This window comes from Actinomadura rubrobrunea NBRC 15275 (assembly GCF_001552235.1).
Lineage (GTDB): Bacteria > Actinomycetota > Actinomycetes > Streptosporangiales > Streptosporangiaceae > Spirillospora > Spirillospora viridilutea.
The window spans coordinates 39738-64306 of sequence record NZ_BCQU01000006.1; the positions used below are offsets into that span (position 1 = coordinate 39738).

21 protein-coding genes are annotated in these 24569 nt (G+C 73.1%); 16 read left to right on the plus strand and 5 right to left on the minus strand.

Translation table 11 applies throughout. The features are described from left to right. Positions 1 to 11: 11 nt before the first annotated feature. The 13 genes from AR3_RS03080 to AR3_RS03140 all read left to right on the plus strand — a co-directional run bounded on the left by AR3_RS03080 (position 12) and on the right by AR3_RS03140 (position 12186). Positions 12 to 1610: a benzoate-CoA ligase family protein gene (locus AR3_RS03080; protein WP_067907992.1), complete on the plus strand. Its 1599-nt coding sequence runs from the start codon at positions 12 to 14 to the stop codon at positions 1608 to 1610. Continuing rightward, positions 1607 to 2581, plus strand: a complete 975-nt coding sequence (locus AR3_RS03085) for an NAD(P)/FAD-dependent oxidoreductase (RefSeq protein ID WP_067907994.1) — start codon at positions 1607 to 1609, stop codon at positions 2579 to 2581. Before AR3_RS03080 ends, AR3_RS03085 begins: the two co-directional genes overlap by 4 nt. A gap of 35 nt (positions 2582 to 2616) precedes the next feature. Next, complete coding sequence (gene fdxA, locus AR3_RS03090; protein WP_067907997.1) at positions 2617 to 2955, plus strand: ferredoxin; 339 nt, start codon at positions 2617 to 2619, stop codon at positions 2953 to 2955. 11 nt (positions 2956 to 2966) lie between these two features. Further along, positions 2967 to 3833, plus strand: a complete 867-nt coding sequence (locus AR3_RS03095) for an amidohydrolase family protein (RefSeq protein ID WP_067908000.1) — start codon at positions 2967 to 2969, stop codon at positions 3831 to 3833. Positions 3834 to 3907: 74 nt separating this feature from the next. After that, the gene (locus AR3_RS03100) at positions 3908 to 4435 is read left to right on the plus strand and encodes a gamma carbonic anhydrase family protein (RefSeq protein ID WP_067908003.1); all 528 of its coding nucleotides are present in this window, start codon (positions 3908 to 3910) and stop codon (positions 4433 to 4435) included. A 281-nt stretch (positions 4436 to 4716) separates the two neighbouring features. Then, entirely contained in the window at positions 4717 to 5916 is a 1200-nt protein-coding gene (locus tag AR3_RS03105) for an ABC transporter substrate-binding protein (RefSeq protein WP_067908008.1), read from the plus strand. A gap of 23 nt (positions 5917 to 5939) precedes the next feature. Beyond that, the gene (locus AR3_RS03110; RefSeq protein WP_067908013.1) at positions 5940 to 6812 is read left to right on the plus strand and encodes a branched-chain amino acid ABC transporter permease; all 873 of its coding nucleotides are present in this window, start codon (positions 5940 to 5942) and stop codon (positions 6810 to 6812) included. Further along, positions 6809 to 7801: a branched-chain amino acid ABC transporter permease gene (locus AR3_RS03115; protein WP_083950886.1), complete on the plus strand. Its 993-nt coding sequence runs from the start codon at positions 6809 to 6811 to the stop codon at positions 7799 to 7801. Before AR3_RS03110 ends, AR3_RS03115 begins: the two co-directional genes overlap by 4 nt. Next, complete coding sequence (locus AR3_RS03120; RefSeq protein WP_067908017.1) at positions 7798 to 8574, plus strand: ABC transporter ATP-binding protein; 777 nt, start codon at positions 7798 to 7800, stop codon at positions 8572 to 8574. The genes AR3_RS03115 and AR3_RS03120 overlap by 4 nt, the downstream gene beginning before the upstream one ends. Next, a complete protein-coding gene (locus AR3_RS03125; RefSeq protein WP_169803777.1) occupies positions 8571 to 9278 on the plus strand; it encodes an ABC transporter ATP-binding protein in 708 nt (235 codons plus the stop codon). The genes AR3_RS03120 and AR3_RS03125 overlap by 4 nt, the downstream gene beginning before the upstream one ends. A 106-nt stretch (positions 9279 to 9384) precedes the next feature. After that, entirely contained in the window at positions 9385 to 9951 is a 567-nt protein-coding gene (locus AR3_RS03130) for a thioredoxin family protein (protein ID WP_067908019.1), read from the plus strand. Positions 9952 to 10084: 133 nt separating this feature from the next. Next, on the plus strand, positions 10085 to 11215 hold the full coding sequence (locus AR3_RS03135) for an acyl-CoA dehydrogenase family protein (protein WP_067908022.1): 1131 nt from the start codon (positions 10085 to 10087) through the stop codon (positions 11213 to 11215). After that, positions 11212 to 12186: an acyl-CoA dehydrogenase family protein gene (locus tag AR3_RS03140; protein WP_067908026.1), complete on the plus strand. Its 975-nt coding sequence runs from the start codon at positions 11212 to 11214 to the stop codon at positions 12184 to 12186. Before AR3_RS03135 ends, AR3_RS03140 begins: the two co-directional genes overlap by 4 nt. A gap of 17 nt (positions 12187 to 12203) precedes the next feature. Here AR3_RS03140 and AR3_RS03145 read toward each other — a convergent pair whose 3' ends face one another. Continuing rightward, entirely contained in the window at positions 12204 to 12824 is a 621-nt protein-coding gene (locus AR3_RS03145; RefSeq protein WP_067908030.1) for a TetR/AcrR family transcriptional regulator, read from the minus strand. Between the two features lie 165 nt (positions 12825 to 12989). Between AR3_RS03145 and AR3_RS03150 the strand changes: the two genes are divergently transcribed. Further along, entirely contained in the window at positions 12990 to 14891 is a 1902-nt protein-coding gene (locus AR3_RS03150; protein ID WP_067908033.1) for a CocE/NonD family hydrolase, read from the plus strand. Positions 14892 to 14903: 12 nt separating this feature from the next. Here the strand turns inward: AR3_RS03150 and AR3_RS03155 are convergent, their stop codons facing one another. Continuing rightward, the gene (locus AR3_RS03155; protein WP_067908036.1) at positions 14904 to 16274 is read right to left on the minus strand and encodes an APC family permease; all 1371 of its coding nucleotides are present in this window, start codon (positions 16272 to 16274) and stop codon (positions 14904 to 14906) included. A gap of 119 nt (positions 16275 to 16393) precedes the next feature. Next, positions 16394 to 18481 carry a DNA gyrase/topoisomerase IV subunit B gene (locus tag AR3_RS03160; protein ID WP_067908038.1) on the minus strand — a complete coding sequence of 696 codons (2088 nt, stop codon included), beginning with the start codon at positions 18479 to 18481 and terminating at the stop codon, positions 16394 to 16396. Positions 18482 to 19038: 557 nt separating this feature from the next. Here AR3_RS03160 and AR3_RS31965 point away from each other — a divergent pair. Both AR3_RS31965 and AR3_RS03170 read left to right on the plus strand, forming a co-directional pair. Beyond that, complete coding sequence (locus AR3_RS31965) at positions 19039 to 19269, plus strand: DUF7455 domain-containing protein (protein WP_067908041.1); 231 nt, start codon at positions 19039 to 19041, stop codon at positions 19267 to 19269. Positions 19270 to 19460: 191 nt separating this feature from the next. Continuing rightward, a complete protein-coding gene (locus AR3_RS03170; RefSeq protein ID WP_067908044.1) occupies positions 19461 to 20204 on the plus strand; it encodes a YaaA family protein in 744 nt (247 codons plus the stop codon). Between the two features lie 63 nt (positions 20205 to 20267). Here the strand turns inward: AR3_RS03170 and AR3_RS03175 are convergent, their stop codons facing one another. Then, on the minus strand, positions 20268 to 21944 hold the full coding sequence (locus AR3_RS03175; protein WP_067908046.1) for an RNA polymerase sigma factor: 1677 nt from the start codon (positions 21942 to 21944) through the stop codon (positions 20268 to 20270). A gap of 259 nt (positions 21945 to 22203) precedes the next feature. Further along, positions 22204 to 24438, minus strand: coding sequence for a SpoIIE family protein phosphatase (locus AR3_RS03180; RefSeq protein ID WP_067908049.1), 2235 nt, complete (start codon positions 24436 to 24438; stop codon positions 22204 to 22206). Positions 24439 to 24569: the final 131 nt, after the last annotated feature.

Below are 24569 nucleotides of genomic sequence, written 5' to 3' on the forward strand. Positions count from 1 at the left end.
GGGAGCCCTCGATGCCCGACCCCTTCAACGCCTCCGTCTACCTGGTCGACAGGCAGCTCGAGCTCGGCCGCGGCGACCGCATCGCGGTCGCCGGGCCGGGCGGCGCCCTCACGTACGCGCAGCTGGCCGAGCGGGTCCGGCGGGCCGCCGCCGGGCTGCGCGCCGCCGGGCTGCGCCCCGAGGAGCGGATCGTGCTGTTCGCCGCCGACGGGCCCGAGCTGCTGATCACCTTCCTGGCCGGGATGCGGATCGGGGCCGTGCCCGTGCCGGTGTCCAGCATGTACAACGGCACGGAGCTGGGCCACCTGCTCGCCGACTCGCGGGCGCGGATGCTGCTGGTCACCCCGCAGTTCACGGCCGCCGCGCAGGACGCGCTGGCGGTCTCGGAGCTCCGGGACGTGGTGCTGGCGGGCGGCGCCCGCGTCGAGACGCCCGCGGGGATGCGGACCTGGACGTGGGACGAGCTGCTGTCCGCCGGGGACGACGAGTCGGTGTACGGGACGTGGGACGAGTCGCCCGCGTTCTGGCTCTACACCTCCGGCACCACCGGCACGCCCAAGGCCGCCATGCACCGGCACGGCAGCGTCCGGCACGTCGCCGAGACCTACGCCGCGCACGTCCTCGGGATCACCGAGGAGGACCGGTGCTTCTCGGTGGCCAAGCTGTTCTTCGCCTACGGGCTCGGGAACGCGGCGCTGTTCCCCCTGTCGGCCGGGGCGACGACGATCCTGGACCCGGCCCGTCCGACGCCCGCCGGCGTGACCGAACGGCTGCTGGCCGACCGGCCGACGCTGTTCTTCGCCGTCCCGACGTTCTACGCGGCGCTCCTGGACGCCGACGCGCCGCGTGAGGCGTTCGCCTCGGTGCGGCTGGCGGCGTCGGCCGGGGAGCCGCTCCCGCCGGACCTGTACCGCCGCTTCACCGAGCGGTACGGCGTCGAGCTGCTGGACGGGATCGGGTCGACGGAGGCCCTGCACATCTTCCTGTCCAACCGGCCCGGCGACGTGCGGCCGGGGACCTCCGGACGCCCGGTGCCGGGCTACGAGGTGAAGCTGGTGGACGAGACCGGGGCGGAGGTCCCGCCCGGGGAGCCCGGCGACCTGCTGGTCCGGGGGCCGTCGCTGACCACCGGGTACTGGTGCCGCACCGAGGTCACCCGCAAGGCGTTCCAGGGCGAGTGGATGCGGACCGGCGACAAGTACGTGCGGTCCGAGGACGGCTACTACACCTGCCTGGGACGCAGCAACGACATGATCAAGGCGGGCGGGATCTGGGTGTCGCCGACCGAGGTCGAGCGGTGCCTGAGCGAGCATCCCGCCGTCGCCGAGGTCGCCGTGGTGGGCGTCCCGGACGAGCACGGCCTGGACAAGCCGGTCGCCTGCGTCGTCCCCGCCTCCGGGGCCCGGGTCGACGCCGAGGAGCTGATCGCCCACTGCCGCGAGCGCCTGGCGGCGTTCAAGCGGCCCCGGCAGGTCGTCGTCGTGGACGAGCTGCCCAAGACCGCCACCGGCAAGCTCCGCCGCTTCGCCATCCGCGAGCTGACCATGGAGCTGGTCCGCGGGCGGGCCGCCGCGGGCGAGCAGGCCGAGGAGAGGGTGACGCCCGTATGACCGAGGTCGACCTGCTGATCGTGGGGGCCGGGCCGGTGGGGCTGTTCGGCGCCTACTACGCGGGCTTCCGGGAGATGTCGGTGGCGGTGATGGACTCGCTGCCCGAGCCCGGCGGTCAGATCACCGCGATGTACCCGGAGAAACCGATCTACGACATCGCCGGGTTCCCGTCCGTGAAGGGCCGGGACCTGGTCGCCGGGCTCGTGGAGCAGGCGGGCCGGTTCGACCCGGCCTATCTGCTCGGTCACTGCGCGCAGACCCTCGACGAGGACGGGGACCGCTTCGTGGTGACCAGCCGGGAAGGGGCCTCGGTGCGGTGCCGGGCCGTGCTGGTGACCGGCGGGATCGGGACGTTCACCCCCCGGCCGCTGCCCGCCGGCCGCGAGTACGAGGGACGGGGCCTCGCCTACTTCGTGCCGCGTCCCGAGGAGTACACCGACACCGACGTGGTGATCGTCGGGGGCGGGGACAGCGCCTTCGACTGGGCGCTGGCCCTGCATCCCATCGCCCGCTCGGTGACGCTGGTGCACCGGCGGGAGACGTTCCGCGCCCACGCCCACACCGTGCGGCAGGTGCGGGACGCGGGCGTGGAGATCCTCACCAGTTGCCAGGTGGCCGCGCTGCGCGGCGCGACGGAGGTCGAGTCCGTCGAGGTCGTGCACACCCCCACCGGGGAGCGGCGGGAGCTGAAGGCGCAGCGCGTGATCGCCGCGCTGGGCTTCACCGCCAACCTGGGGCCGCTGAACGACTGGGGCCTGGACGTCCGCGACCGCCGGCACATCCCCGTGGACACCACCATGAGCACCGTCCGCCGCGGTGTCTTCGCGGCCGGGGACATCACCGACTACCCCGGCAAGGTCCGGTTGATCGCGGTGGGCTTCGGGGAGGCCGCGACCGCCGTCAACAACGCGGCGGTGCTCATCGATCCGGAGGCCGCGCTCTTCCCCGGCCATTCCACCGACGCGCTATAGACACCGACGCGCTATAGACGCTGTAGAGGAGCCTGATGCCGTACGTCATCGCCGAGCCCTGCATCGACGAAATGGACATGTCCTGCGTGGACGAATGCCCCGTCGACTGCATTTACCAGGGCGAGCGCAAGCTTTACATCAACCCGAAGGAATGCATCGACTGCGGCGCCTGCGAGCCGGCCTGCCCCGTGGAGGCCATCGCGCAGGACCGCCGCGTCCGCCCCGAGTACCAGGAGCACATCGCCGACAACGCCCGCTTCTTCAACGAGCCGCTGCCGGGCAGGTCCGAGAGCCTGGGCAATCCCGGGGGCGCGTCGAACATCGGGAAGGTCGGCGTGGACACCGAGCTGGTGGCCGCCCACCCCGTCGCCTGAGGGGAGGCCGCATGCTGGACGGGCACCTGCTGATCGACGCGCACGTGCACGCCGCCCGGCTGCCCACGCTGCGGCCGGCGTGGCTGGCGTGGGCGGAGGAGTTCGGGCGCTCCCACCCGTGGCCCGACCTGTACGACGCGGACGGCGCGCTGGTGCCCGAGCGGGTCGACGCGCATTTCGCGGCCGAGGGCGTGGACGCGGCCCTGGTGTTCTGCGAGTACAGCCCCAAGGCCACCGGGATGCAGCCGATCGAGGACGTGCTGCCGCTGGTCAAGCACAACCCGCGGCGGTTCCGCCCGGTCGCGAGCGTCAACCCCCACCTGCACTATCCGATCGACGCGGAGCTGGGCCGGCAGATCGAGCTGGGGGCGGTGGCGTTGAAGCTGCACCCGGTGCACGGGGGGTTCAGTCCGTCCGACCGGGCGCTGTATCCGGCGTACGCCCTGTGCCGCGAGGCCGGCATCCCGGTGATCGTGCACTGCGGGACCAGCACGTTCCCGGGGTCCTCGAACAAGTTCGCCGACCCCGTCCTGCTGGACGACGTGCTGCGGGACTTCCCCGGCCTGGACATCGTGCTGGCGCACGGCGGCCGCGGCTGGTGGTACGACGCGGCGGCGTTCCTGGCCCTGTCGCGCGACAACGTGTGGATCGAGTTGTCGGGCCTGCCGCCGCGCCGCCTGCCGGAGTACTACGCCCGGTACGACCTGGCCAGGCTGGCCCGCAAGTTCATCTTCGGGACCGACTGGCCGGGCGTTCCGGGCGTCGCCCGGAACGCCCGCGCCGTCGCCGACCTAGGCTTGGACGAGGAGACCGTCGCGCTCGTCTACGGACGCAATGCCCTCCAGGTGTATCCAGCGCTGCGCGATTTGGAACGCTAGGCCGGCGCGGTGTCCCGCGTTCCCGGCATGCCCGGCCGGGAGCCCGCCCCTGCCGTCTGTCTAAGGAGGACCGCATGGCCGTCTACGCGCTCGGCGACCGGGTGCCCGTCATCCACGAGACCGCCTACGTGCACCCCGACGCGGTGGTGATCGGCGCGGTGACGCTGGGGCCGGAGTCGTCGGTCTGGCCCAACGCCGTGCTGCGCGGCGACTACGGCCGCATCGAGGTCGGCGCCCGCACGTCCGTCCAGGACGGCACGGTGCTGCACACGACCGAGGAATGGCCCACGGTGATCGGCGCCGACTGCGTCGTCGGCCACAACGTCCACGCCGAGGGCTGCACGGTCGAGGACCGGTGCCTGATCGGCTCCGGCTCGGTCGTCCTCAACCGCGCCCGGATCGGCGCCGGCTCCATCGTCGGCGCCGCCGCCCTGGTCCCCGAGGATCTGCAGGTGCCGCCCGGCTCCATGGCGCTCGGCGTCCCCGCCCGCATCCGCCCGATGAGCGAGCAGGCCCGCCACGGGGACTGGCTGGACGAGGCCGTGCGGCTCTACGTGGGCAACGCCCGCGACTACCGCGAGAACCTGCGCCGCCTCGACTGACGCCGCGCGACGACCGAAGGGCCCGTGTGACGTGGAGCACACGGGCCCTTTCAGCTTCGCGCAGCCGCGAACTTTTGTCAACAGAGTCATGTGTTAACAAACGTTCACTGTAGAACGTAAGGGCGCCTCCCACCCCGACGGCCAGATCACAGCAGGTGAGCAGCCGTACCGCAATGAGAATTATTCAAGACAAAGTCTTGACGTGACTGCCATCACATGTAGATTCTTGGCCCAGTTTCCGCCGACCGGACGAGGTCGGCGCTCACCCCTAAGGAGGCGCCATGGGTGCTCTGTGCGCCGTTCTCCGCTCCCTCCGCCGCTCCGCGACGATCAGCGGGCTCGCCGTCGGCGCCCTCGCGCTGGCCGGGTGCGCCGGCTCCAGCCTGGGCCCGTCCGGGGCGGGCGGCTCCGGCGACGAGGTCACGCTCGGCCTGCTCGTGCCGCTGTCGGGCGTCTACGCCCCGCTCGGCGAGGACATGCGCGACGGCTTCCGGCTCTACCTCGACCAGCACGGCGGCAGGCTCGGCGGCCGGACCGTCAAGGTCGTCACCGCCGACGAGGGCGAGACCCCGCAGACCGGCGTGCCCGCCGCCCAGAAGCTCGTCACCCAGGACCGGGCCGCCGCGGTCGTCGGAGTGGTCAACTCCGCCACCGCGCTCGGGCTGCGGGACTTCTTCCACGAGTCGAAGGTGCCGCTGCTGGTCGCCAACGCCGGCGCGGACGCCATCACCGGCGACCGCGGCTCCCCGTACGTGTGGCGGACCAGCTTCGCCAACGGCAAGGTCGGCGCCGCGCTCGGCCCGGCGGTGGCCGACGAGGTCGACGGCGGCGTCTACCTGATCACCGCGGACTACGCCGCCGGCCGGGAGATGGTCGGCGGGTTCCGCAAGGCGTTCACGGCGGCCGGCGGCAAGGTCGCCGGGGAGAAGTACACGCCGTTCGGCAAGACCCAGGACTACCAGCCGTACCTGTCGGCGATCCGCAGCTCCGGCGCCAAGGCGGTGTTCAGCTTCTACGCCGGGGCCGAGGCGGTGAACTTCGTCAAGCAGTACAAGCAGTTCGGGCTGGCCGACAAGATCCCGCTGTACGGCACCGGGTTCCTCACCGAGGGCGGCGTGCTGAGCGCCCAGGGAGCTGCCGCGGTCGGCGTGAAGACCTCCCTGCACTACTCCACCGAGCTGGACACCCCGGCGAACAAGGCGTTCGTGGACGCCTACCGCAAGAAGTACAACGAGGCCCCCACCGTCTACTCCGTGCAGGCCTACGACGCCGCCGCCGTGCTGGACAAGGCGCTGGCCAAGGCGACCGGCGCCACGGGCGAGGACCTGGCGAAGGCCCTCGGCCAGGTCGGCACCATCGACAGCCCGCGCGGACCGTGGAGCTTCGACGCCCAGCACGACGCCCAGCAGAAGTACTACCTGCGCGAGGTCCGCTCCGACGGCGGCGCCATCGTCAACGCGGTCGTGCGGGAACTGGGCTGACGTCGTGCGGGAACTGGGCTGACATGGACACGTACCTGGTGAGCGTCCTGAACGGGCTGGCGATGGGCTCGCTGCTGTTCGCCATCGCGCTGGGCCTGTCGCTGGTGTTCGGGATGATGGACGTGCTCAACCTCGCGCACGGCGCGGTCTACCTCGTCGGCGCCTACGTCGCGGTCGCGCTGCTCGGCGACGGGGGCGGCCCGGCGGCGTTCGTGGCGGCGGTGCTGACCGCGGCCGCGGCGGGCGCGGCGCTCGGCGGCGCGCTGGCGGCCATGACCCGGGCCGCCCCGCACCACCTCGACCAGGCGCTGCTGACCCTCGGTGTGGCGCTGGTCGTCGCGGAACTGCTGACAGTGGCGTTCGGCAGCGACGTGCACTCGCTGCCGGCCCCCGTCCCTGTCGACGGCGGGGTGCGGATCCTCGGCGAGACCTACCCGGTGTACCGGCTGCTGGTCATCGCGTTCGGTGTCGTCCTCGCGATCGCCGTCCACCGCCTGGTGGAGCGCGGCCCGCTCGGAGCGGTGATCCGGGCGGCGGTCGCCGACCGGGCCATGGTGGCGGCGCTCGGCGTGAACACCGGCCGGGTGCTGGTCGGGGTCTTCGCGGCGGGCGCGGCGCTGGCCGCGGTCGGCGGGGTGCTGGCCGGGCCGATCCTGGGCGCCCAGCCCGGTCTGGACGAGAAGGTGCTGCTGCTGGCGCTGGTCGTGGTGGTCGTCGGGGGGCTCGGCTCGGTGCGCGGGGCGCTGCTCGGCGCGGTGCTGATCGGGCAGGTGCAGGCGCTCGGCGTGGCGCTGCTGCCCGAGTACGCCTCGTTCCTGCTGTTCGCGGCCATGGCGGCGGTGCTGCTGGTGCGGCCGGCCGGGCTGCTGCCGGCCGCGGCGGGGGTGCGCGCATGACGATGCTGCAGACCTCGGCGCCCGCTCCGACGGGCACGGTGCGCGGGCCGCGTCCGGCGCGGCGCGGCGCGGTGATCGCGACGGCCGTGGGGGTCCTGCTGGTCGCGGCCCCGCTGGTGCTCGGCGCCTACCCGGTGTCGATGATGACGCGGATGCTGGCGTTCGCGGTGCTGGTGCTCAGCGTCGATCTGCTGACCGGTGTCACGGGAATGCCGACGCTCGGACAGGCCGCCTATTTCGGAGTCGGCGCGTACACGGCGGCGCTGGTCGGCGTGCACGTCACCTCGGACGGCGCGGTGCAGGCGGCGGCGGCCCTGGCGGCGGGGCTGGTCGCGGCGGCGGCGACCGGCTGGGTCGCGGTGCGGGCGCGCGGGATCGTGTTCCTGATGCTCACGCTGGCGATCGGCGAGTCGGTGCACCAGCTCGCCGACACGTGGTCGGCGGTGGGCGGCAGCAACGGACTGGCCGGCATGCCGCCGATCAGCGTGTTCGGCGCCGCGCTCCCGGCCGCCGGGTTCGTCTACTGGTGGGTGCTGGCCGTGGCCGCACTGGTCTTCGCCGCGGTGGCGCTGGTCGCGCGGTCCCCCTACGGGCGGACGCTGCGCGGCATCCGCGACAACGAGGCCCGCATGCGGGCCTTGGGCTACCGGCCGGCGCTCGCCAGGTTCGGCGTGTACTGCCTGGCGGGCGCGGTCGCCGGGGTGGGCGGCGCGCTGTGGGCGGCGCAGGCCCGGTTCGTGTCGCCGGGCGACCTGGGCTTCGAGGTCGCGGCGCTGGCGCTGCTCAGCGTCGTGATCGGAGGGTCGGGGAGCCTGTGGGGGCCGTGCCTGGGCGCGGCGCTGGTGCTGCTCGTCCGCGACAGCCTGTCCGCCTACGTCGGCGGGCACGGGGCGCTCGTGCTGGGGGTGGTGTTCGTCGCAGTGGTGTTCCTGATGCCTCGAGGGCTGGCCGGCCTCGCCAGGAGCCGCCGCAAGGAGGTGCGGTCATGACCGCCGTCCTGGAACTGCAGGGGCTGACCCGCTCGTACGGTTCGCTGACCGCCGTCGACCATGTGGACCTGGTCGTCCGGGAGGGCGAGCGGCACGCCCTCATCGGCCCGAACGGCGCGGGCAAGTCGACGCTGTTCGCCACCGTCGCCGGGACGCTGCGGGCGACCTCCGGGCGGGTGCTGCTGAACGGGCGGGACGTGACGGCGCTGCCGGAGTCCGCCCGGGCCCGGCGCGGCCTGCTGCGCACCTACCAGCATTCGAGCCTGTTCCTCGGCTGCACCGTGCTGGACAACGTGGCGCTGGCGGCGCAGCGGGTGCAGCGGGTCGCGCACCGTTTCGACCGTCCGGCGCGCAGGTTCCGGCGCACCCAGGCGCGGGCGCTGGAGCACCTGGAGTCGGTCGGGCTGGCCGGGCGCGCCCACGACCTGGTGTCGGCGCTGTCGCACGGGGAGCGGCGGCAGCTGGAGGTGGCGATGGTGCTGGCCGCCGAGCCGACGCTGGTGATGTTCGACGAACCCACCGCCGGGATGTCGGCCGCCGAGACCGAGCGGTTCGTGACGCTGCTGGAAGGGCTGCCCCGCACCCTGACCGTCGTCATCGTCGAACACGACCTGGACGTGGTGTTCCGGTTGGCCGACCGGGTGACCGTGCTGCACCTGGGCTCCGTCCTGGCCTCCGGGCCGCCCGAGGCGATCCGCGCCGACGAGGCGGTGCAGGCGGCCTACCTCGGCGCCGCCCGCACCGAGGACCTGTTCACCGGAGGTGCCCGATGACCGACCTGCTCGCCGTCTCCGGCCTGCGCGCCGGGTACGCGGGCACCACCGTGCTCGACGGCGTGGACCTGACCGTTCCCGCCGGCGCGGTGGTGGCGCTGCTCGGCCGCAACGGCGTCGGCAAGACCACGTTCGTGCACACGGTGATGGGGATGCTGCGGCCCTACTCCGGCAGCATCCGCCTGGACGGGCGCGAGCTCGCCGGGGCGGCGGCGCACGCCGTCGCCCGCGCCGGCGTCGCCATCGTGCCGCAGGGCCGCCGGGTGTTCGCGCCGCTCACCGTCGAGGAGAACCTGCGCATCGCCGCCGGGCGCCGCCGGCGCGGCCCCTGGACCGTGGACCGCGTCTACGAGCTGATGCCCCGGCTCGCCGAACGCCGCGCCAACCGGGGCGACCAGCTCTCCGGAGGCGAGCAGCAGATGCTCGCCATCGGCCGGGCGCTGCTGCGCAACCCGCGCCTGCTGCTGCTCGACGAGCCGTCCGACGGTCTGGCCCCGGCGGTGGTCGGCCAGATCGCGGAGGTGCTGGAGCGGCTGCGCGGCGACGGCATCTCCGCCCTCCTGGTCGAGCAGGACCTGCGCCTGGCGTTCCGGCTGGCCGACGAGGTCGCGGTCATGCGCAAGGGCCGCATCGCGCACCGCGGCCCGACCGCCGAGTTCCGCTCCGACCGCGACCGGGCCCGCGCCCTGCTCGGCGTGGGCTGAACCGGCCGAGACCACGGGCCTCGGGCGGCGGGAGCCGCGGCGGACCCCCCACGCCGCGGCTCCCGCCGCCCCGCTTCCGTACGGGACGGCAGGTCAGAATGGGGGCATGGCGATCGCATCTTTCATGGTTCCGCTGGGGACGCCCGCGCCCGGGTTCACGCTGCCGTCGATCGACGGCGAGACCGTCTCGCTCACCGACTTCGACGGCACGCCCGCGCTGCTGGTGGTGTTCCTGTCGAACCACTGCCCATATGTACGGCGGATCGAGCACGGCATCGGCAAGGTGACGGCCGAGTACCGCGACAAGGGACTGGCCACCGTGGCGATCTGCAGCAACGACGTCGAGAGGTACCCCGACGACGGCGCCGAGCATCTGCGCGAGCAGGCGAAGCGGGCGGGGTTCGCCTTCCCGTACCTGGTGGACGCGTCGCAGGACGTCGCCAAGGCGTACCGGGCCGCGTGCACGCCGGACTTCTTCCTGTACGACGCCGACCGGCGGCTGGCGTACCGAGGGCAGTTCGACGCCGCGCGTCCCGGGAACGACGCGCCCGTGGACGGGTCGTCGCTGCGCGCGGCGATCGACCGCGTCCTCGCGGGCGAGCCGGTCCCCGAGCCGCACACGCCCAGCCTGGGGTGCGGCATCAAGTGGAAGCCGGGCAACGAGCCCGCGTAGGCGGCCGTCCGGGCCCTGAAGCGGCAGCGGCGGCCTCCGGACCGCCGCTGCGCGGGCCGCGCCGCATGGGTTAACCTACCAAGCGATTGCTAGATCGCTGTCAGATCGCCCGTGCGAGCGGAGGCGGCCGGGGATGGATCTTGAGTTCGGCGCGGCCGACGAGGCGTTCCGGGACGAGGTGCGGGCGTGGCTGCGCGCGCACGTCCCCGCCGAGCCGCTGCCGTCGCTGGAGACCGCGGAGGGCTTCGCGGCGCACCGGGAGTGGGAGCGCACGCTGGGCGAGGCCCGCCTGTCGGCGGTGTCGTGGCCGCGGGAGTACGGCGGGCGCGGCGCGACCGTGCTGCAGTGGCTGATCTTCGAGGAGGAGTACTACGCCGCGGGCGCCCCCGGACGCGTCAACCAGAACGGCATCAACCTCCTCGCGCCCACGCTGTTCGAGCACGGCACGCCCGAGCAGCTCGCCCGCGTCCTGCCGCCCATGGCGCGCGGCGAGGTGATCTGGGCGCAGGCGTGGTCGGAACCGGGCGCGGGCAGCGACCTGGCGTCCCTGCGCGCCGCCGCCGCCCGCGTCGACGGCGGCTGGCTGCTCAACGGGCAGAAGACGTGGAGCTCGCGGGCGGCGTTCGCCGACCGCGCGTTCGGCCTGTTCCGCTCCGATCCGGACGCCGAACGGCACCGGGGGCTGACGTACCTGATGTTCCCGCTGGACGCCGACGGCGTGACCGTGCGCCCGATCGGACGGCTGGACGGCAAGCCCGCGTTCGCCGAGCTCTTCCTGGACGACGTGTTCGTCCCGGACGAGGACGTGATCGGCGCCCCCGGCGACGGCTGGCGGGCGGCGATGAGCACCGCGGGCAGCGAACGCGGCCTCACGCTGCGCTTCCCCGGCCGGTTCACCGCCGCGGCCGACCGGCTCGTGGCGCTGTGGCGGGAGCGCGCCGACCCGTCCGACGCGGCCCTGCGGGACCGGGTCGCCGACGCGTGGATCAAGGCCCGCGCCTACCGGCTCAAGGGCTTCGAGACGGTGTCGCGGACCGACGGGACCGCCGCCGAGGCCAGCCTGAACAAGATCTTCTGGTCGGAGCTGGACGTGGCGCTGCACGAGGCCGCGCTGGACCTGCTCGGCGCCGACGGCGAGCTCGCCGGGCCCTGGCTGGAGGGCTACGTGTTCTCCCTGGCGGGCCCGATCTACGCGGGCACCAACGAGATCCAGCGCGACGTCGTCGCCGAGCGCGTGCTCGGCCTGCCGAGGGGGACGCGGTGAGGTTCGTCCTGGACGCCGAGCAGCGGCTGTTCGCCGAGACCCTCGACAAGCTGCTCGCCGAGGCCGACACCCCGGCAGCGATCCGCGCGTGGGCGGCGGGCGACGCCGCGCCCGGGCGGGCGCTGTGGCGGTCGCTGGCCGAGACGGGGGTGTTCGCGCTGGCGGTGCCCGAGTCGCACGGCGGGGCCGGGACGCTGCCGGTGGAGCTGGTCACGGCGGCGTTCGAACTGGGGCGCCACGCGGTTCCGGGGCCGTTCGTGGAGACGCTCGCCGGCGCGGCGCTGATCGGCGGTCTCGGCGACGACGCGCTCGCCGCCGCCTGGCTGCCGCGCGTCGCCGCCGGGGACGCGATGATCTCGCTGGCCCGGCCCTACGCGCTCGACGCCGACGTCGCCGACCTCGTCGTGTCCGTCGCCGAGGACGACGGGCCGCCGCGGACCGCCCGTCCCGCCGCGATGCGTTGCGGAGTCGACCCGGCGCGGCGGCTGTTCGAGGTGCGTCCGGACGCTCCCCTCGCCGCCGGACCGGACGACGCGCACGCGACCGCAGCGGCCGTCGACCTGGCCGCCCTGCTGTGCGCGGCCCAGCAGCTGGGCGTCGGCCGGGCGCTGCTGGACGCGTCGGTGGAGTACGCCAAGACGCGCCGGCAGTTCGGCCGCGCCATCGGCGAGTTCCAGGCCGTCAAGCACCACCTGGCGAACGCGCTCGTGCACCTGGAGTTCGCCCGGCCGCTCGTGTACGGGGCGGCGCTCTCCTACGGGACGGCGGTTTTCCCCCGGGACGTGTCCGCGGCGAAAGCGGCTGCGGCCGAGGCGTCCTACATGACCGCGAAGACCGCCCTTCAGGTGCACGGCGCCATCGCCTACACCGACGAGTACGCCCCGTCCCTGTGGATCCGCAAGGCCCGCGCCCTGTACTCGGCCTGGGGGGCGCCGGCGGCCCACCGCGCACGCGTCCTGAGCCTCTTGTGAGCCGCCCGGCGCCGGGCTCAGCCCTTCGCTGACGGGGGCGGACCGGCCAAGCCGTGCAGCAGAAGCTCGGTGAGGGCGTCGACGATCTGGCCGTCGCCGAGGTCCGGGACGTCCTCGCCGCCGGTGAGCAGGGCGAATCCGAGCAGGGTGAGCATCGCGCCCATGGCCGCGGCGATCAGCGCGGGGTCTCCGGGAAGCTCGCGCCCCCGCTCGCGCGCGTGCTCCAGATGCTCGCGGAGGACGGCCGTGTTGTCCGCCAGGGCGCGCCAGGCGCGGCCCGATCCGGGCGGCGCGGCGATCGTCGTCTGGAACCGCGCGACCACGACCGGAAGACGGTCGCGCAGCGTCCTCCAGAAGTCCTCGATGTGCGCGCGCAGCTGCGCGGGATCGGTCAGGTCGTGGTCGCGGGGATGCCCCTTCGCCTCCCCTCCGGCGTCCCCGTTCATGTCGCGCAGCAGCGCCGAGAGCAGCTCCTGCTTGCCGGTGAAGTGGTCGTAGAAGGACCCGGTGGCCCGCCCCGCCGCCCGGGTGATGTCCGTGACCTTGGTGTCGAGGTAGCCCCGTTCGACGAACAGCCTGCGGGCGGCGTCCTTCAGCGCCCGTTCCGTCTCGGCCGCCTTCCGATTGCGAACGCCCAACGCGCCCCCCTCCGTTCCGGGCCGCCACGGCAGTCGCCCCAGGATATTGGCCTCCGGCTCCCTCCCCCGGCCCAGGTAGACGCTACTGGACCACATGTCAATACTTGTCCGCGGATAAGCGAGTGGTTACGTTACCGGCGGGAAACCGCCCAGGAGGTCCCCCCGATGCGCCCCGCCACCCGCTGGACCGCTCCCCTCGCCGCCGCCGCGCTCGCGTTCACCGCCGGCACCGCCCCCGTCCACGCCGCACCCGCCGTCGACCCCGCCGTCGCCCCCGCCGCCCGCACGGCCGCCGTCCCGGCCGCCTGGGCGCCGAGCGGATGGACGCCCCGCCCCGCCGTCTACGAGGTGGCGACCGAGAGGGACGTCACGCTGACGATGAGCGACGGCGTCCGGCTGGTCGCCGACGTCCGGCGGCCCGCCCGCGACGGCCGGCCCGTGCCCGGCCGCTTCCCGGTGATCGTCACCATGACCCCGTACAACAAGTCGCTGCCCGGCGCGAACATGGCCAGCGACCACCTGGTGCGGCGCGGCTACGTCCAGGTGATCGTGGACGTGCGCGGCACCGGCGGCTCGCAGGGCCGCTGGGAGGCCTTCAGCGCCCGTGAACAGCGCGACGGCGCCGAGGCCGTCGCCTGGGCCGCGTCCCGCGAGCGGCCCTGGAGCGACGGGCGGGTGGGCATGGTCGGCGCCTCGTACGGCGCCATCAACCAGCTGTTCACCGCCGCGCAGCGTCCCCGGGGGCTCAAGGCCCTGTTCCCCGTCGTGCCGATGGGCGACGCCTACCGCGATGTCATCGGCACCGGCGGGCAGCTGGGTCTGGGCTTCGTGCCGATGTGGCTGGCAGCGGTCTCGGTGACCGGACTGCTGCCGCCCACCTACGCCGGCGCCGACCCCGCGCGGGCCGCGCGGGTGCTGCGCGAGCACTTCGGCAACATCGCCGACTTCCAGATCGCCATGCTGCTCGACGCGCTCGCCGGCGGGGACAAGGCGTTCGACGGCCCCTTCTACCGGACGCGCTCGCCGCTGGAGATCGTCGACAGGGTCGACGTGCCGACGTTCATCGTCGGCGGCGAGTTCGACATCTTCCAACGCAGCGAGCCGATGCTCTACCAGCGGCTGGCGCGCCGCGTCCCCGCCCGGTTCGTGTACGGGCCGTGGTACCACATCGACGGCGCCTCGCCCGCGCTCGGCGTGACCATCCCCGGCACACCGGTGCCGCCCGGCCCGTCGCTGCAGGACCTCATGCTCCGCTGGTTCGACCGCTACGTCCGGGACGTCCCCGACCCGGCGCTGGACCGGGACGTGCCGCCGGTCACCTACTTCGAGAACGGGTCGGGACGCTGGGTGAAGACCGCCCAGTGGCCGCCCGCCGGGACCCGCTACCAGGCGTTCCGGCTCTCCGGGCGGGCCGCTCCGGGACGGCCCGGCGCCCTGACGACCGGTCAGGCCACAGGAGGCCCCGACCACGTCCCGTGGAACCCGTTCGCCGGCCTGTGCACCCGCTCCACGGTCCAGTGGGCGGGCGCGGGGCTCCTGAAGTACCTGGACCTGTCCTGCGAGCACGACAACAGCTCCAACGACGCGCTCGGGGTCGTCTACGACCTGCCCGTCCGCCGGCCGCTGCGCCTCGCCGGACCGATCAACGCGCACCTGGTGGTGTCCGGCTCCGCCCGCGACGGCCAGCTCACCGTGCGCGTCGAGGACGTCGCCCCCGACGGGACGGCCACCCAGCTCACCAGCGGCTGGCAGGTGCTCTCCCTGCGGGCGCTGGACGAGGCCCGCACCGTCCGGCGCGACGGCCTGATCGTCCAGCCGTACCACCCGTACACCAGGGCGTCGGCCAAGGCCATGCCGAAGAACACGCCCGTCGCCGTCGACGTGGAGGTCTTCCCGATCGCCGCCGAGATCAAGCCCGGCCACCGGCTGCGCGTGTCGATCCAGACCGGCGACTTCCCCCACCTGTTCCCGCCGCTGCCCCAGCTGGGCCGCTCGATCGGCAAGGGCGTCAAGATCTGGCACGACCCGGCCCACCCGTCCTGGGTGGCCCTCCCCGTGACACCGTGACGGCCACGGCGGTCACCGACCGGTGCCCGCGCCCGCGCGACCGCTCGCGTCGCCGCTCCTCCCTCCGGCGACCAGACGGTCGACCGACCAGAGCACCGCGCCGATCCCCAGCAGCACGGCGGCGCGCAGGTAGACCTCCCCGTCGCGGCCGGTGATCGGCAGGGCGAGCAGCAGGCTGCCGACCGCGCCCAGCACCGGCATCCACGTCGGCGCCTGGAAGTGGTCGCGGGCGGCCCGCTCGCGCCGCAGCACCAGCACGCACACGTCGACCAGCGCGAACACCAGGAGCAGCAGCAGCACGGTGGTGTCGGCCAGCCCGCCGACGTCCCCCGTGCTCACCAGCACCACGGCGACGCCGGTGGTGAACACGATCGCCGTCCACGGCACGGCCCGGGTCGGATGCACCGCGCCGAACACGCGCGGCACGACGCCCTCCCGCGCCATCCCGTACACCAGCCGCGACGCCATGATCATGTTGATCAGCGCGGTGTTCCCGACGGCCAGCAGCGCGATGAGCGCGAACAGCTTCGGCGGGAAGCCGAGTCCGGCCGCGCGGACGACCTCCAGCAGCGGCCCCGTCGACCGCTCCAGCGTCCGGGCGTCCACCAGCATGGTCGCGGTGAACGCCACCGCCGTGTACACCACCGCGGTGACCGCCAGCCCGCCGAACAGCGCGAGCGGGAAGTCGCGGCGCGGGTCGCGCGCCTCCTCGGCCAGGTTCACCGAGTCCTCGAAGCCCAGCAGCGCGTAGAACGCCAGCGCCGTCCCGCCGAGCACGCCCATGAACGCGCCGCCCGCCGGGTGGAAGTCCAGGGCGCGCCCGGGATCGCCGTTCCCGGTCGCCAGCGCCACCGCGCCGATCGCCATGATGACGACCAGGCCGGACGCCTCGACCACCGTGAGCACCACGTTGACCTTGACGGACTCGGAGATCCCCGCGAGGTTGACCAGGGTCACCAGCGCCAGGAAGCCGAGCGCGCCCGCCGGCGCGGGCAGCGGCGCGAACTCGGCCAGATACTCGCCGCCGAAGGCGCGCGCCGCGGCGCTCGCCGACGTGACCCCGCTCATCATCACCGCGAACGCCACGAGGAACGTCACGAACGGCACCCCGAACGCCCGGTGGGCGTACAGGGCCGCCCCGGCCGCCCGCGGATACTTGCCGACCAGCTCGGCGTAGGCCGCGGCGGTCAGCGCGGCCAGCATGAACGCCACCGGGAACGGTATCCACACCGCCCCGCCGACCTCGCCGGCGACCTGCCCGACCAGCGCGTAGACGCCCGCGCCGAGGATGTCCCCGATCACGAACACCAGCAGCATCCGGCGACCGATGACGCGCCGCAGCCCGCCCTCCACCGTCCGCGGATCGCCCGACGCCCCCGCCATGCCCCCTCCTGCCCGGCGCTTCGGCCCTCCACTACCCGCAGCAGCAAGAAGTAACGCAGCGCCACCACAGGCAGCGCCACCACAGACCTGGCGCCGGGGAGGGGCGGCGGTGCGGCGGGTCAGACGTCGATGCGGCCGGCGTCGAGTTCGGCGGCGCCGGCGGCGATGAACTCGCGGCGCGGGGCGACCTCGCTGCCCATGAGGAGGTCGAAGATGCGCGCGGCCTCCTCGGCGTCCTCGATGCGGATGCGGCGCAGGATGCGGTGGCGCGGGTCCATGGTGGTCTCGGCCAGCTGGTCGGCGTCCATCTCGCCGAGGCCCTTGTAGCGCTGGACGGGCTCCTTCCAGCGCAGGCCCTTGCGCTCGAACTCCACCAGCTTCTTGCGCAGCTCGGCGTCGCTGTAGCAGTAGACGTACTTGTCCTGGCCCTTCTTGGGCTTGAGGAGCTCGATGCGGTGCAGCGGCGGGACGGCGGCGAAGACGCGGCCGGCCTCCAGCATGGGCCGCATGTAGCGGTAGAACAGCGTGAGCAGCAGGCAGCGGATGTGCGAGCCGTCCACGTCGGCGTCCGCCATGAGGATGATGCGGCCGTAGCGGGCCGAGTCCAGGTCGAACGTCCGGCCGGAGCCGGCGCCGACCACCTGGATGATCGCGGCGCACTCGGCGTTCTTGAGCATGTCGGCCGTGGACGCCTTCTGCACGTTGAGGATCTTGCCGCGGATCGGCAGCAGCGCCTGGAACTCGGAGTCGCGGGCCAGCTTGGCGGTGCCGAGCGCCGAGTCGCCCTCCACGATGAACAGCTCGCTGCGGTCGTCGGTGGTGCGGCAGTCGACCAGCTTGGCGGGCAGCGCGGAGTTCTCCAGGGCGTTCTTGCGGCGCTGGTTGTCGCGCTGGGTGCGGGCCGCGATCCGGGTCCGGGCCGCGCCGACGACCTTCTCCAGCACGGCGCGCAGCTGCTGCTTCTGCCCGCGCGGCGGGTTCTCGAAGATCGCCTTGAGCTCGCGGGTGACGACCTGCTGGACGATCCGGGTCGCGGCCGAGGTGCCCAGCACCTCCTTGGTCTGCCCCTCGAACTGCGGCTCGGGCAGCCGGACGGTGACCACGGCGGTCAGGCCCTCCAGGACGTCGTCCTTGATGACGTCCTCGTCGCTGTTCTTCAGCAGCCGGGTGGCCCGCAGCTGGTCGTTGATCACCCTGACCAGGGCCCGGTCGAACCCGCGCACGTGGGTGCCGTGCTTGGGCGTGGCGATCACGTTGACGAACGACTTGCAGACGGTGTCGTAGCCGGTGCCCCAGCGCAGCGCCACGTCCACCTCGAGGTCGCGTTCGACGTCCCGCGGGATGAGGTGGCCCTGCTCGTCCAGGACGGGGACGGTCTCGGTGAAGTGGCCCCGGCCCCGCAGCCGCAGCACGTCCACCACGGGCGGGTCCTTGGCGAGGAAGGAGCAGAACTCGCTGATGCCGCCGTCGAAGCGGAAGGTCTCCTCGACGACCTCCTCGCCGCGCTCGTCGCGCACGTCGATGGTCAGGCCGGGGATCAGGAACGCGGTCTGCCGCATCCGGTCGAGGACCTGCTCGGTCTCCACCGTGGCGCCCTTGAGGAAGATCCGCATGTCCGGCCAGAACCGCACCCTGGTGCCGGTGGTCGTCTTGGCGACCCGGCGGATCTTGCGCAGCCCCGACTTCCTCTTGAACTTGGCGGTGGGGCCGTCCCCGTCGAACTCGCCGGGCAGGCCGCGGCGGAAGCTGATGGCGTGGGTGTGCCCCTCGCGGTCGACCTCGACGTCCAGGCGGGCCGACAGCGCGTTGACCACCGAGGCGCCCACGCCGTGCAGGCCGCCGGAGGCGGTGTAGGACACGCCGCCGAACTTGCCGCCCGCGTGCAGCCGGGTCATCACCAGCTCGACGCCGGACAGCTTGGTCTTGGGCTCGATGTCGACCGGGATGCCCCGCCCGTTGTCGGCCACCTCGAACGAGCCGTCGGCGCGGAGGGTGACGGAGATGTGCGTGCAGTACCCCGCCAGGGCCTCATCGACGCAGTTGTCGACGATCTCCCACAGGCAGTGCGCGAGCCCGCGCCCGTCGGTGGACCCGATGTACATGCCGGGTCGCTTCCGGACGGCCTCCAGGCCCTCCAGCACCGTCAGGTGCCGGGCGGAGTAACCGTGCGGGTCGTCGGTGGTCGCTTCAGCGGTCGCGGCGGTCAACTGGTGCGCTCCTCGGGGATGAGGCAGGCTCGGGTGGTCGAATCGGTCGAGTTCGGCAGAAGGTTACCCCCGCCCGCCGACACTCCTTTCACCGGCGCGCCGCGGCGTCCGGGCGGGCCGCGCGGCGCTCGCGACAAGACCGGTGCCGGGGGCGGCCGTTCCATCGGCCGCGTGATCCCCGCGTCGCTTCCATCAAACCACGGCGGACGGGCGATGGCCTGGGAATACGCATTCCCGATCAGTGGCGCGGCGACGCCCGGCCCCTCCGCGGCTCCGCGGGACACGATCATGATCGCGCGCAGCGGGCGCGCGGCGCCATCACCTCGGACGATCACCTCGGACGACTACCTCGGACGATCACCTCGGACGTCGCGCGGACGCCGACGAACGGCCTTCCGGCGGGCCGTCGAGAAAACACCACGAACCGCCCGCGAATGCTGTGACCTCGGTCACTTATTGGGCCATTCTGCTGTAGGCGTACTAAGAAGCAGGTTGGGAACGTCGAGGTCGGGTTAGATGTTGTCCTAAGTACCGACCCCGAGCATGAGGAAGGTGCCGTGACTGGAGCCCTTGCCCCGACGAAGCCGCTGACCGTCGCAGACCGCTGCGACCGTTGCGGCGCTCAGGCGTACGTCCGTGCGGTCCTTGCGGGCGGCGGCGACCTTCTGTTCTGCGCTCACCACGGGCGCAAGTACGCAGAAGCGCTCCGTGCCATCGGGGCCGACATCCAGGACGAGACCGACAGGCTGAACGCGACCGCGGCCTCCGCCACCCATGCGGAGCGGTAGCCGTCCCCATAAATGGTTGCGACGGCGGTCACCGCGGGGTGGCCGCCGTTTCGCATTCCCGAGCACGGCCGGCGGACGCGCATTGCATCCAGTCGATTACAGATAGTGACGGACGGGCGGAAGAACGCCGCCATTATTCCGTTGTGCAATGCATTCGCACGGTCACTGAGCGTAGAAACGGATCGCAGAAAGTGCACATCCTGCTGCCGCCGTCGGAGCGCAAGGCGTCCGCCGCGGACGGTCCGCCGCTGGACCTGTCCGCGCTGAGCTTCCCCGACCTCACGCCGACGCGGGAGCGCGTGCTCGCGGCGCTGCGCGACGTGTGCCGGCGGCACGACGCCGCCGACGTCCTCGGGCTGCCCGCCGGGCAGGCGGAGGAGGCCCTCGCCCGCAACCGCGCCCTGGCCGAGGCGCCCGCCCTGCCGGTCGCCCGCCTCTACACCGGCGTCCTCTACGACAACCTGGACCTGCCCGCCCTCGACCCCGACCGGGCCGCCGAGCAGATCATCGTGTTCTCCGGGCTGTGGGGCGCGCTGCGGCTCACCGACCGCGTGCCCGCGTACCGGCTGGCGATGAACGCCTCGCTGCCGCCGCTCGGCAGGCTCGCCGCGGTGTGGCGCCCCGCGCTCACGGGGGCGCTGCGGCCGGCCGGCCTGATCGTCGACATGCGGTCCGGGCCGTACGCCGCCGCCTGGAAGGCCGGCCCCGGACCCGTCGTCGCCGTGCGGGTGTTCCGCGAACGCGTCGTGGACGGCGTGCCGCGGCGCACGGTGGTCAGCCACATGGCCAAGGCGACGCGGGGCAGGCTCGCGCACGACCTGATCAAGGCCGGGGCGTCGCCGCGGACCCCGGAGGAACTGGCCAAGGTCGCGGCCGACCTCGGCCACACCGTCGAGCTGAACGGCGCGAACCTCGACGTCGTCCTGCACTCCTGAGCGCGCCGCGCCGACCGCGCGCCCGCCGCCTCCCCCGGGCGCGGCGGGCGTGCGTGCAGACGATCAGTCCAGGTAGTCGCGCAGCACCTGGGACCGGGACGGGTGGCGCAGCTTGGACATGGTCTTGGACTCGATCTGCCGGATGCGCTCGCGGGTCACCCCGTACACCTTGCCGATCTCGTCCAGCGTCTTGGGCTGGCCGTCGGTCAGGCCGAACCGCATGGACACCACGCCCGCCTCGCGCTCGCTCAGCGTGTCGAGCACCGAGTGCAGCTGCTCCTGCAGCAGCGTGAAGCTGACCGCGTCGGCCGGGACGATCGCCTCGGAGTCCTCGATCAGGTCGCCGAACTCGCTGTCGCCGTCCTCGCCCAGCGGGGTGTGCAGGGAGATCGGCTCGCGGCCGTACTTCTGGACCTCGACGACCTTCTCCGGGGTCATGTCGAGCTCCTTGGCCAGCTCCTCCGGGGTGGGCTCGCGGCCGAGGTCCTGCAGCATCTGCCGCTGCACCCGGGCCAGCTTGTTGATCACCTCGACCATGTGCACCGGGATGCGGATGGTGCGGGCCTGGTCGGCCATGGCCCGGGTGATCGCCTGCCGGATCCACCAGGTGGCGTAGGTGGAGAACTTGTAGCCCTTGGTGTAGTCGAACTTCTCGACGGCGCGGATCAGACCGAGGTTGCCCTCCTGGATCAGGTCCAGGAACAGCATGCCGCGGCCGGTGTAGCGCTTGGCCAGCGACACCACCAGCCGCAGGTTGGCCTCGAGCAGGTGGTTCTTGGCGCGGCGGCCGTCCTCGGCGATCCACTCGTAGTCGAGCCGGTCCTCCTCGGACATCAGGTGGCCCTCTTTGGCCAGCTTCTCCTCGGCGAACAGACCGGCCTCGATGCGCTTGGCCAGCTCGACCTCCTGCTCGGCGTTGAGCAGGGGGACCTTGCCGATCTGCTTGAGGTAGTCCTTGACCGGGTCGGCGGTGGCCCCCGCGGCGGCGATCTGCTGGGCCGGGGCGTCCTCGTCGTCATCGCCGAGGACGAACGCCTCCTCCTCGCCGTCGCCCGCGTCGTCGTCCTTGGCGGACGACTTGCCCTGGGCCTCCTCCTCGTCCTCGACGTCGGCCTGGTCATCGACGACCGCGTCGTCGGCCAGGTCGGCCTCGAGGTCGCTGAGGTCGGCGTCCAGGTCGGTCACATCGACGTCGTCCTCGAGGTCGGGCTCGTCGCCCGGGCGGGTCGCGCCCACCTTGACGGCGGAGGGGCCGGCGGCCTTCTTCCTCGTGGTCTTGGTCGTGGACGAGGACTTCTTGGCGGTGCCCGTGCCGCTCTTCTTGGCCTGCTTCTTGGCGGCCGGCTTGGCCGCGCTCTTGCCGGACTTGCGGGAGGTCGACCGCGCGGCCGACTCGCCGGAGGTTCCAGTGTCGCCGGATCGCTCCGTCACGACGGCGGTCACCGTGTCGGGCTGCTCCTTGGCGGCGGCGGCGGTCTTGGCTCTGCGCGGCGTGGTCGCCCGCTTGCGCGAACGCTTCGGCGCCGCAGAGTCGGCAGCGCTGACCATGACGGTCACACCCTTCTCGCTGAGGCTCCGCAGAATCCTGGAGGCCATCGACACGGGGATGTCGGCCTCTTCGAACGTACGGCGTACGTCGTCGGCTTCGAGGTAACCCTGGGACCGTCCACGCTCGATCAGCTGCGCGATCACTTGCTCGTGCAGTTCCGACGCTTTCGAGGTCGAGCTAGCAGGCGACACAAATACCTCTCGAACGAACGTGTGGGTTGGTTGACCCAAGTGCCCTGACGGGCTCGGCCTCACACGGGGTGGGACCACACACCGGGCGGGGCCACCCTGTGCGGGACCGCAGCGTACCCGCTCTTACAAGGGTCAAGCATTCTGGCACGGCTGCGCATTCCGCTTCTCGTGATGTCTGCCCGGTAACACACCACCTTAGAGGGCGCCGAGCGGTCCTTTGTACGGACCGGGCCCGCTCAGCGCGGCTCCGGGGGCGTCACTACCCGCTCTTGGGCGGGACGTGTAGGGCGAGTACGGTCACATCGTCCACTTGCTCATACCCCGCAAGCATCCGATCGACCAGGAAGTCGACGAGTCTCTCCGGATCTCCTACCACTTCAGGTGGAGCGTCCGCCGCGGCCGCGACCAGCTCGTCCAGCCCGGCGTCCACCCCACGCCTACGGTTCTCCACCAGTCCATCGGAATAGAAGACCACAGTGTTGCCGGTTTCGATGGAAAAACTCGCCTGCTGCCGCTGCGACGGCCAGCCCAGCGGGGTCCCGGGCTCGCGCGAGCTGAGCTCGGCGGTGCCGTCACCGGAGATCAGCAGGAGCGGAGGGTGGCCCGCGTTGCTGAACGCCCCGCGGCCGGTCTCCGGGTCGATGACCGCGTAGGCGACGGTGGTGAACTGCTCCTCGTCCTCGGTGGCGCTGAACAGCCGGTCCAGGCCCGCCAGCACGGCGGCGGGCCGGGGGTCGTTGAGCGCCAGCGCCCGCAGCGCGTTGCGCACGCGTCCCATTCCGGCCGCGGCCAGCACGCCCTTGCCCATGACGTCGCCGACGGCGACGGCGAGCCGGTCGTCGGGCAGCCGGAACACGTCGTACCAGTCGCCGCCGACCTGCACGTGCCGGGTGGCGGGGTCGTAGCGGGCGGCCAGTTGCATGCCGGGCAGCCGCGGCAGGTCGCTGGGCAGGAGGCTGCGCTGCAGCTCCTCGGCGGTGCGGTGTTCGCGCTCGAACAGCAGCGCCCGCTCCACGGCCAGGGCGCACTGCCCGGCGAGGGCCTCCAGGAAGACCCGCTCCTCCTCGGTGATCTCGCGCGGCCGGGTGAAGGAGAACCGCAGCGCGCCGATCGGCGCCCCGGCCGCCAGCAGCGGCAGGCCCACCCAGGCGCGCTCCTCGGTGTGCTGCAGGAACAAGCCCGCCTCGTCGCGGCCGAGCTGCAGCCGCAGGCTGTCGGGGTGCTCGGCGAGGAACGGCCGGCTCTCGCGCACCGCCACCGACATCACCGTCTGGTCGGAGACCTTGATCTCCTCGCGGACCGCGCGGCCCTCGCCGCCGCGGCCGTCGCCGGGCGGGGACACCACCGACAGCCGCAGCTTGTCGTCGTCCAGCAGCGCCACCGCCGAGTAGTCGGCGCCGATCGCCGACCGGCCCACCTCGGTGATCACCTGGACGACCTGGCTGACGGTCAGCGCCTCGGCCAGCATCGAGGTGGCCTGCTGCAGCCGGGCGGTGCGCAGCGCGGCGGCCGACAGCTGCTCGGTCAGGCGGCCGCGCATCTCCTCGGCCTCGCGCTGGCCGGTGACGTCGGTGTTGGCGCCGACCCACTCGATGACCTTGTCGCCCCGCCAGATCGGCACGGCGCGCACGTCGAAGTGCCGGTAGGTGCCGCTCTTGGTGCGGATGCGGTAGCCGGTCTCGAAGACCCGGTTCTCCTCGACGCACTCGCGCCAGTGCGCCTCGATGCGCGGGCGGTCCTCGGGATGGACGACGGCCAGCCACCCGCCCAGGGCGTACTCCTCGGGGGTCTGACCGGTGATCGCCCGCCACTCGGGCGCGTCGTCGAGCACGCCGCCCTCGGGCGCGGCCACCCACACCACCTGGGAGCTGGCCTCGACCAGGGAGCGGTAGCGCTGCTCCTTGCGCCGGATGACCTCCTCCGCGCGGCGCCGCTCGGTGACGTCCAGCGCGGTCAGCACGACCCCGAGCTGGCGGCCGTCGGGGCCGTGGGAGGGCAGCCAGGAGCAGGCCAGGATGCGTTCGTCGGCGCCGGGCCCGGGCACCGTGGCGGCCGGGGGCAGGGCGTCGGCGGAAGGCATCGCGGGCGTCGGCACGGCCGCCGGGTCGGCGTCCCGCCCGGTCTCGGCGGCCGTCTCCTCGGCGCCGTCCTCGGGCGACGCGGCGTCCCGCCCGGCGAGCCGGACGGTCAGGTCCTGCTCCGACAGCGGCCGGTCGTCGGCCAGCACGCGGCGCAGCGCCTCCTCGAACACCGCGGCCAGGTCGTCGGGCAGCACCTCGCGCGGGCGCTTGCGGTGCAGCCGGGACGCGGGGACGCCGAGCATCCCGGCCAGGGCGTCGCTGGCCCGGCGGCAGCGCAGGTCGGTGTCGAAGAACGCGAAACCGGCGGGCGCCTCCCGCATCAGCGTGGCGTACAGGGCGGAGTCGGACGCGTCCATGGGCTGGCCCTCCGTCCCCGAGAGCCGGGGATGCGGAACGGACGTATCGGTGCTCATGGACAACACCTCCGTCCCCGAGGGTCCCCTACCGCGCGGCAATTCTTCATCACTATGCGTGAATGGGAGCAGGCTGGCGCTCCCGCCTCCATCACAACACCGGTCGGAGTCAGGTTCTCATCATCCCGATG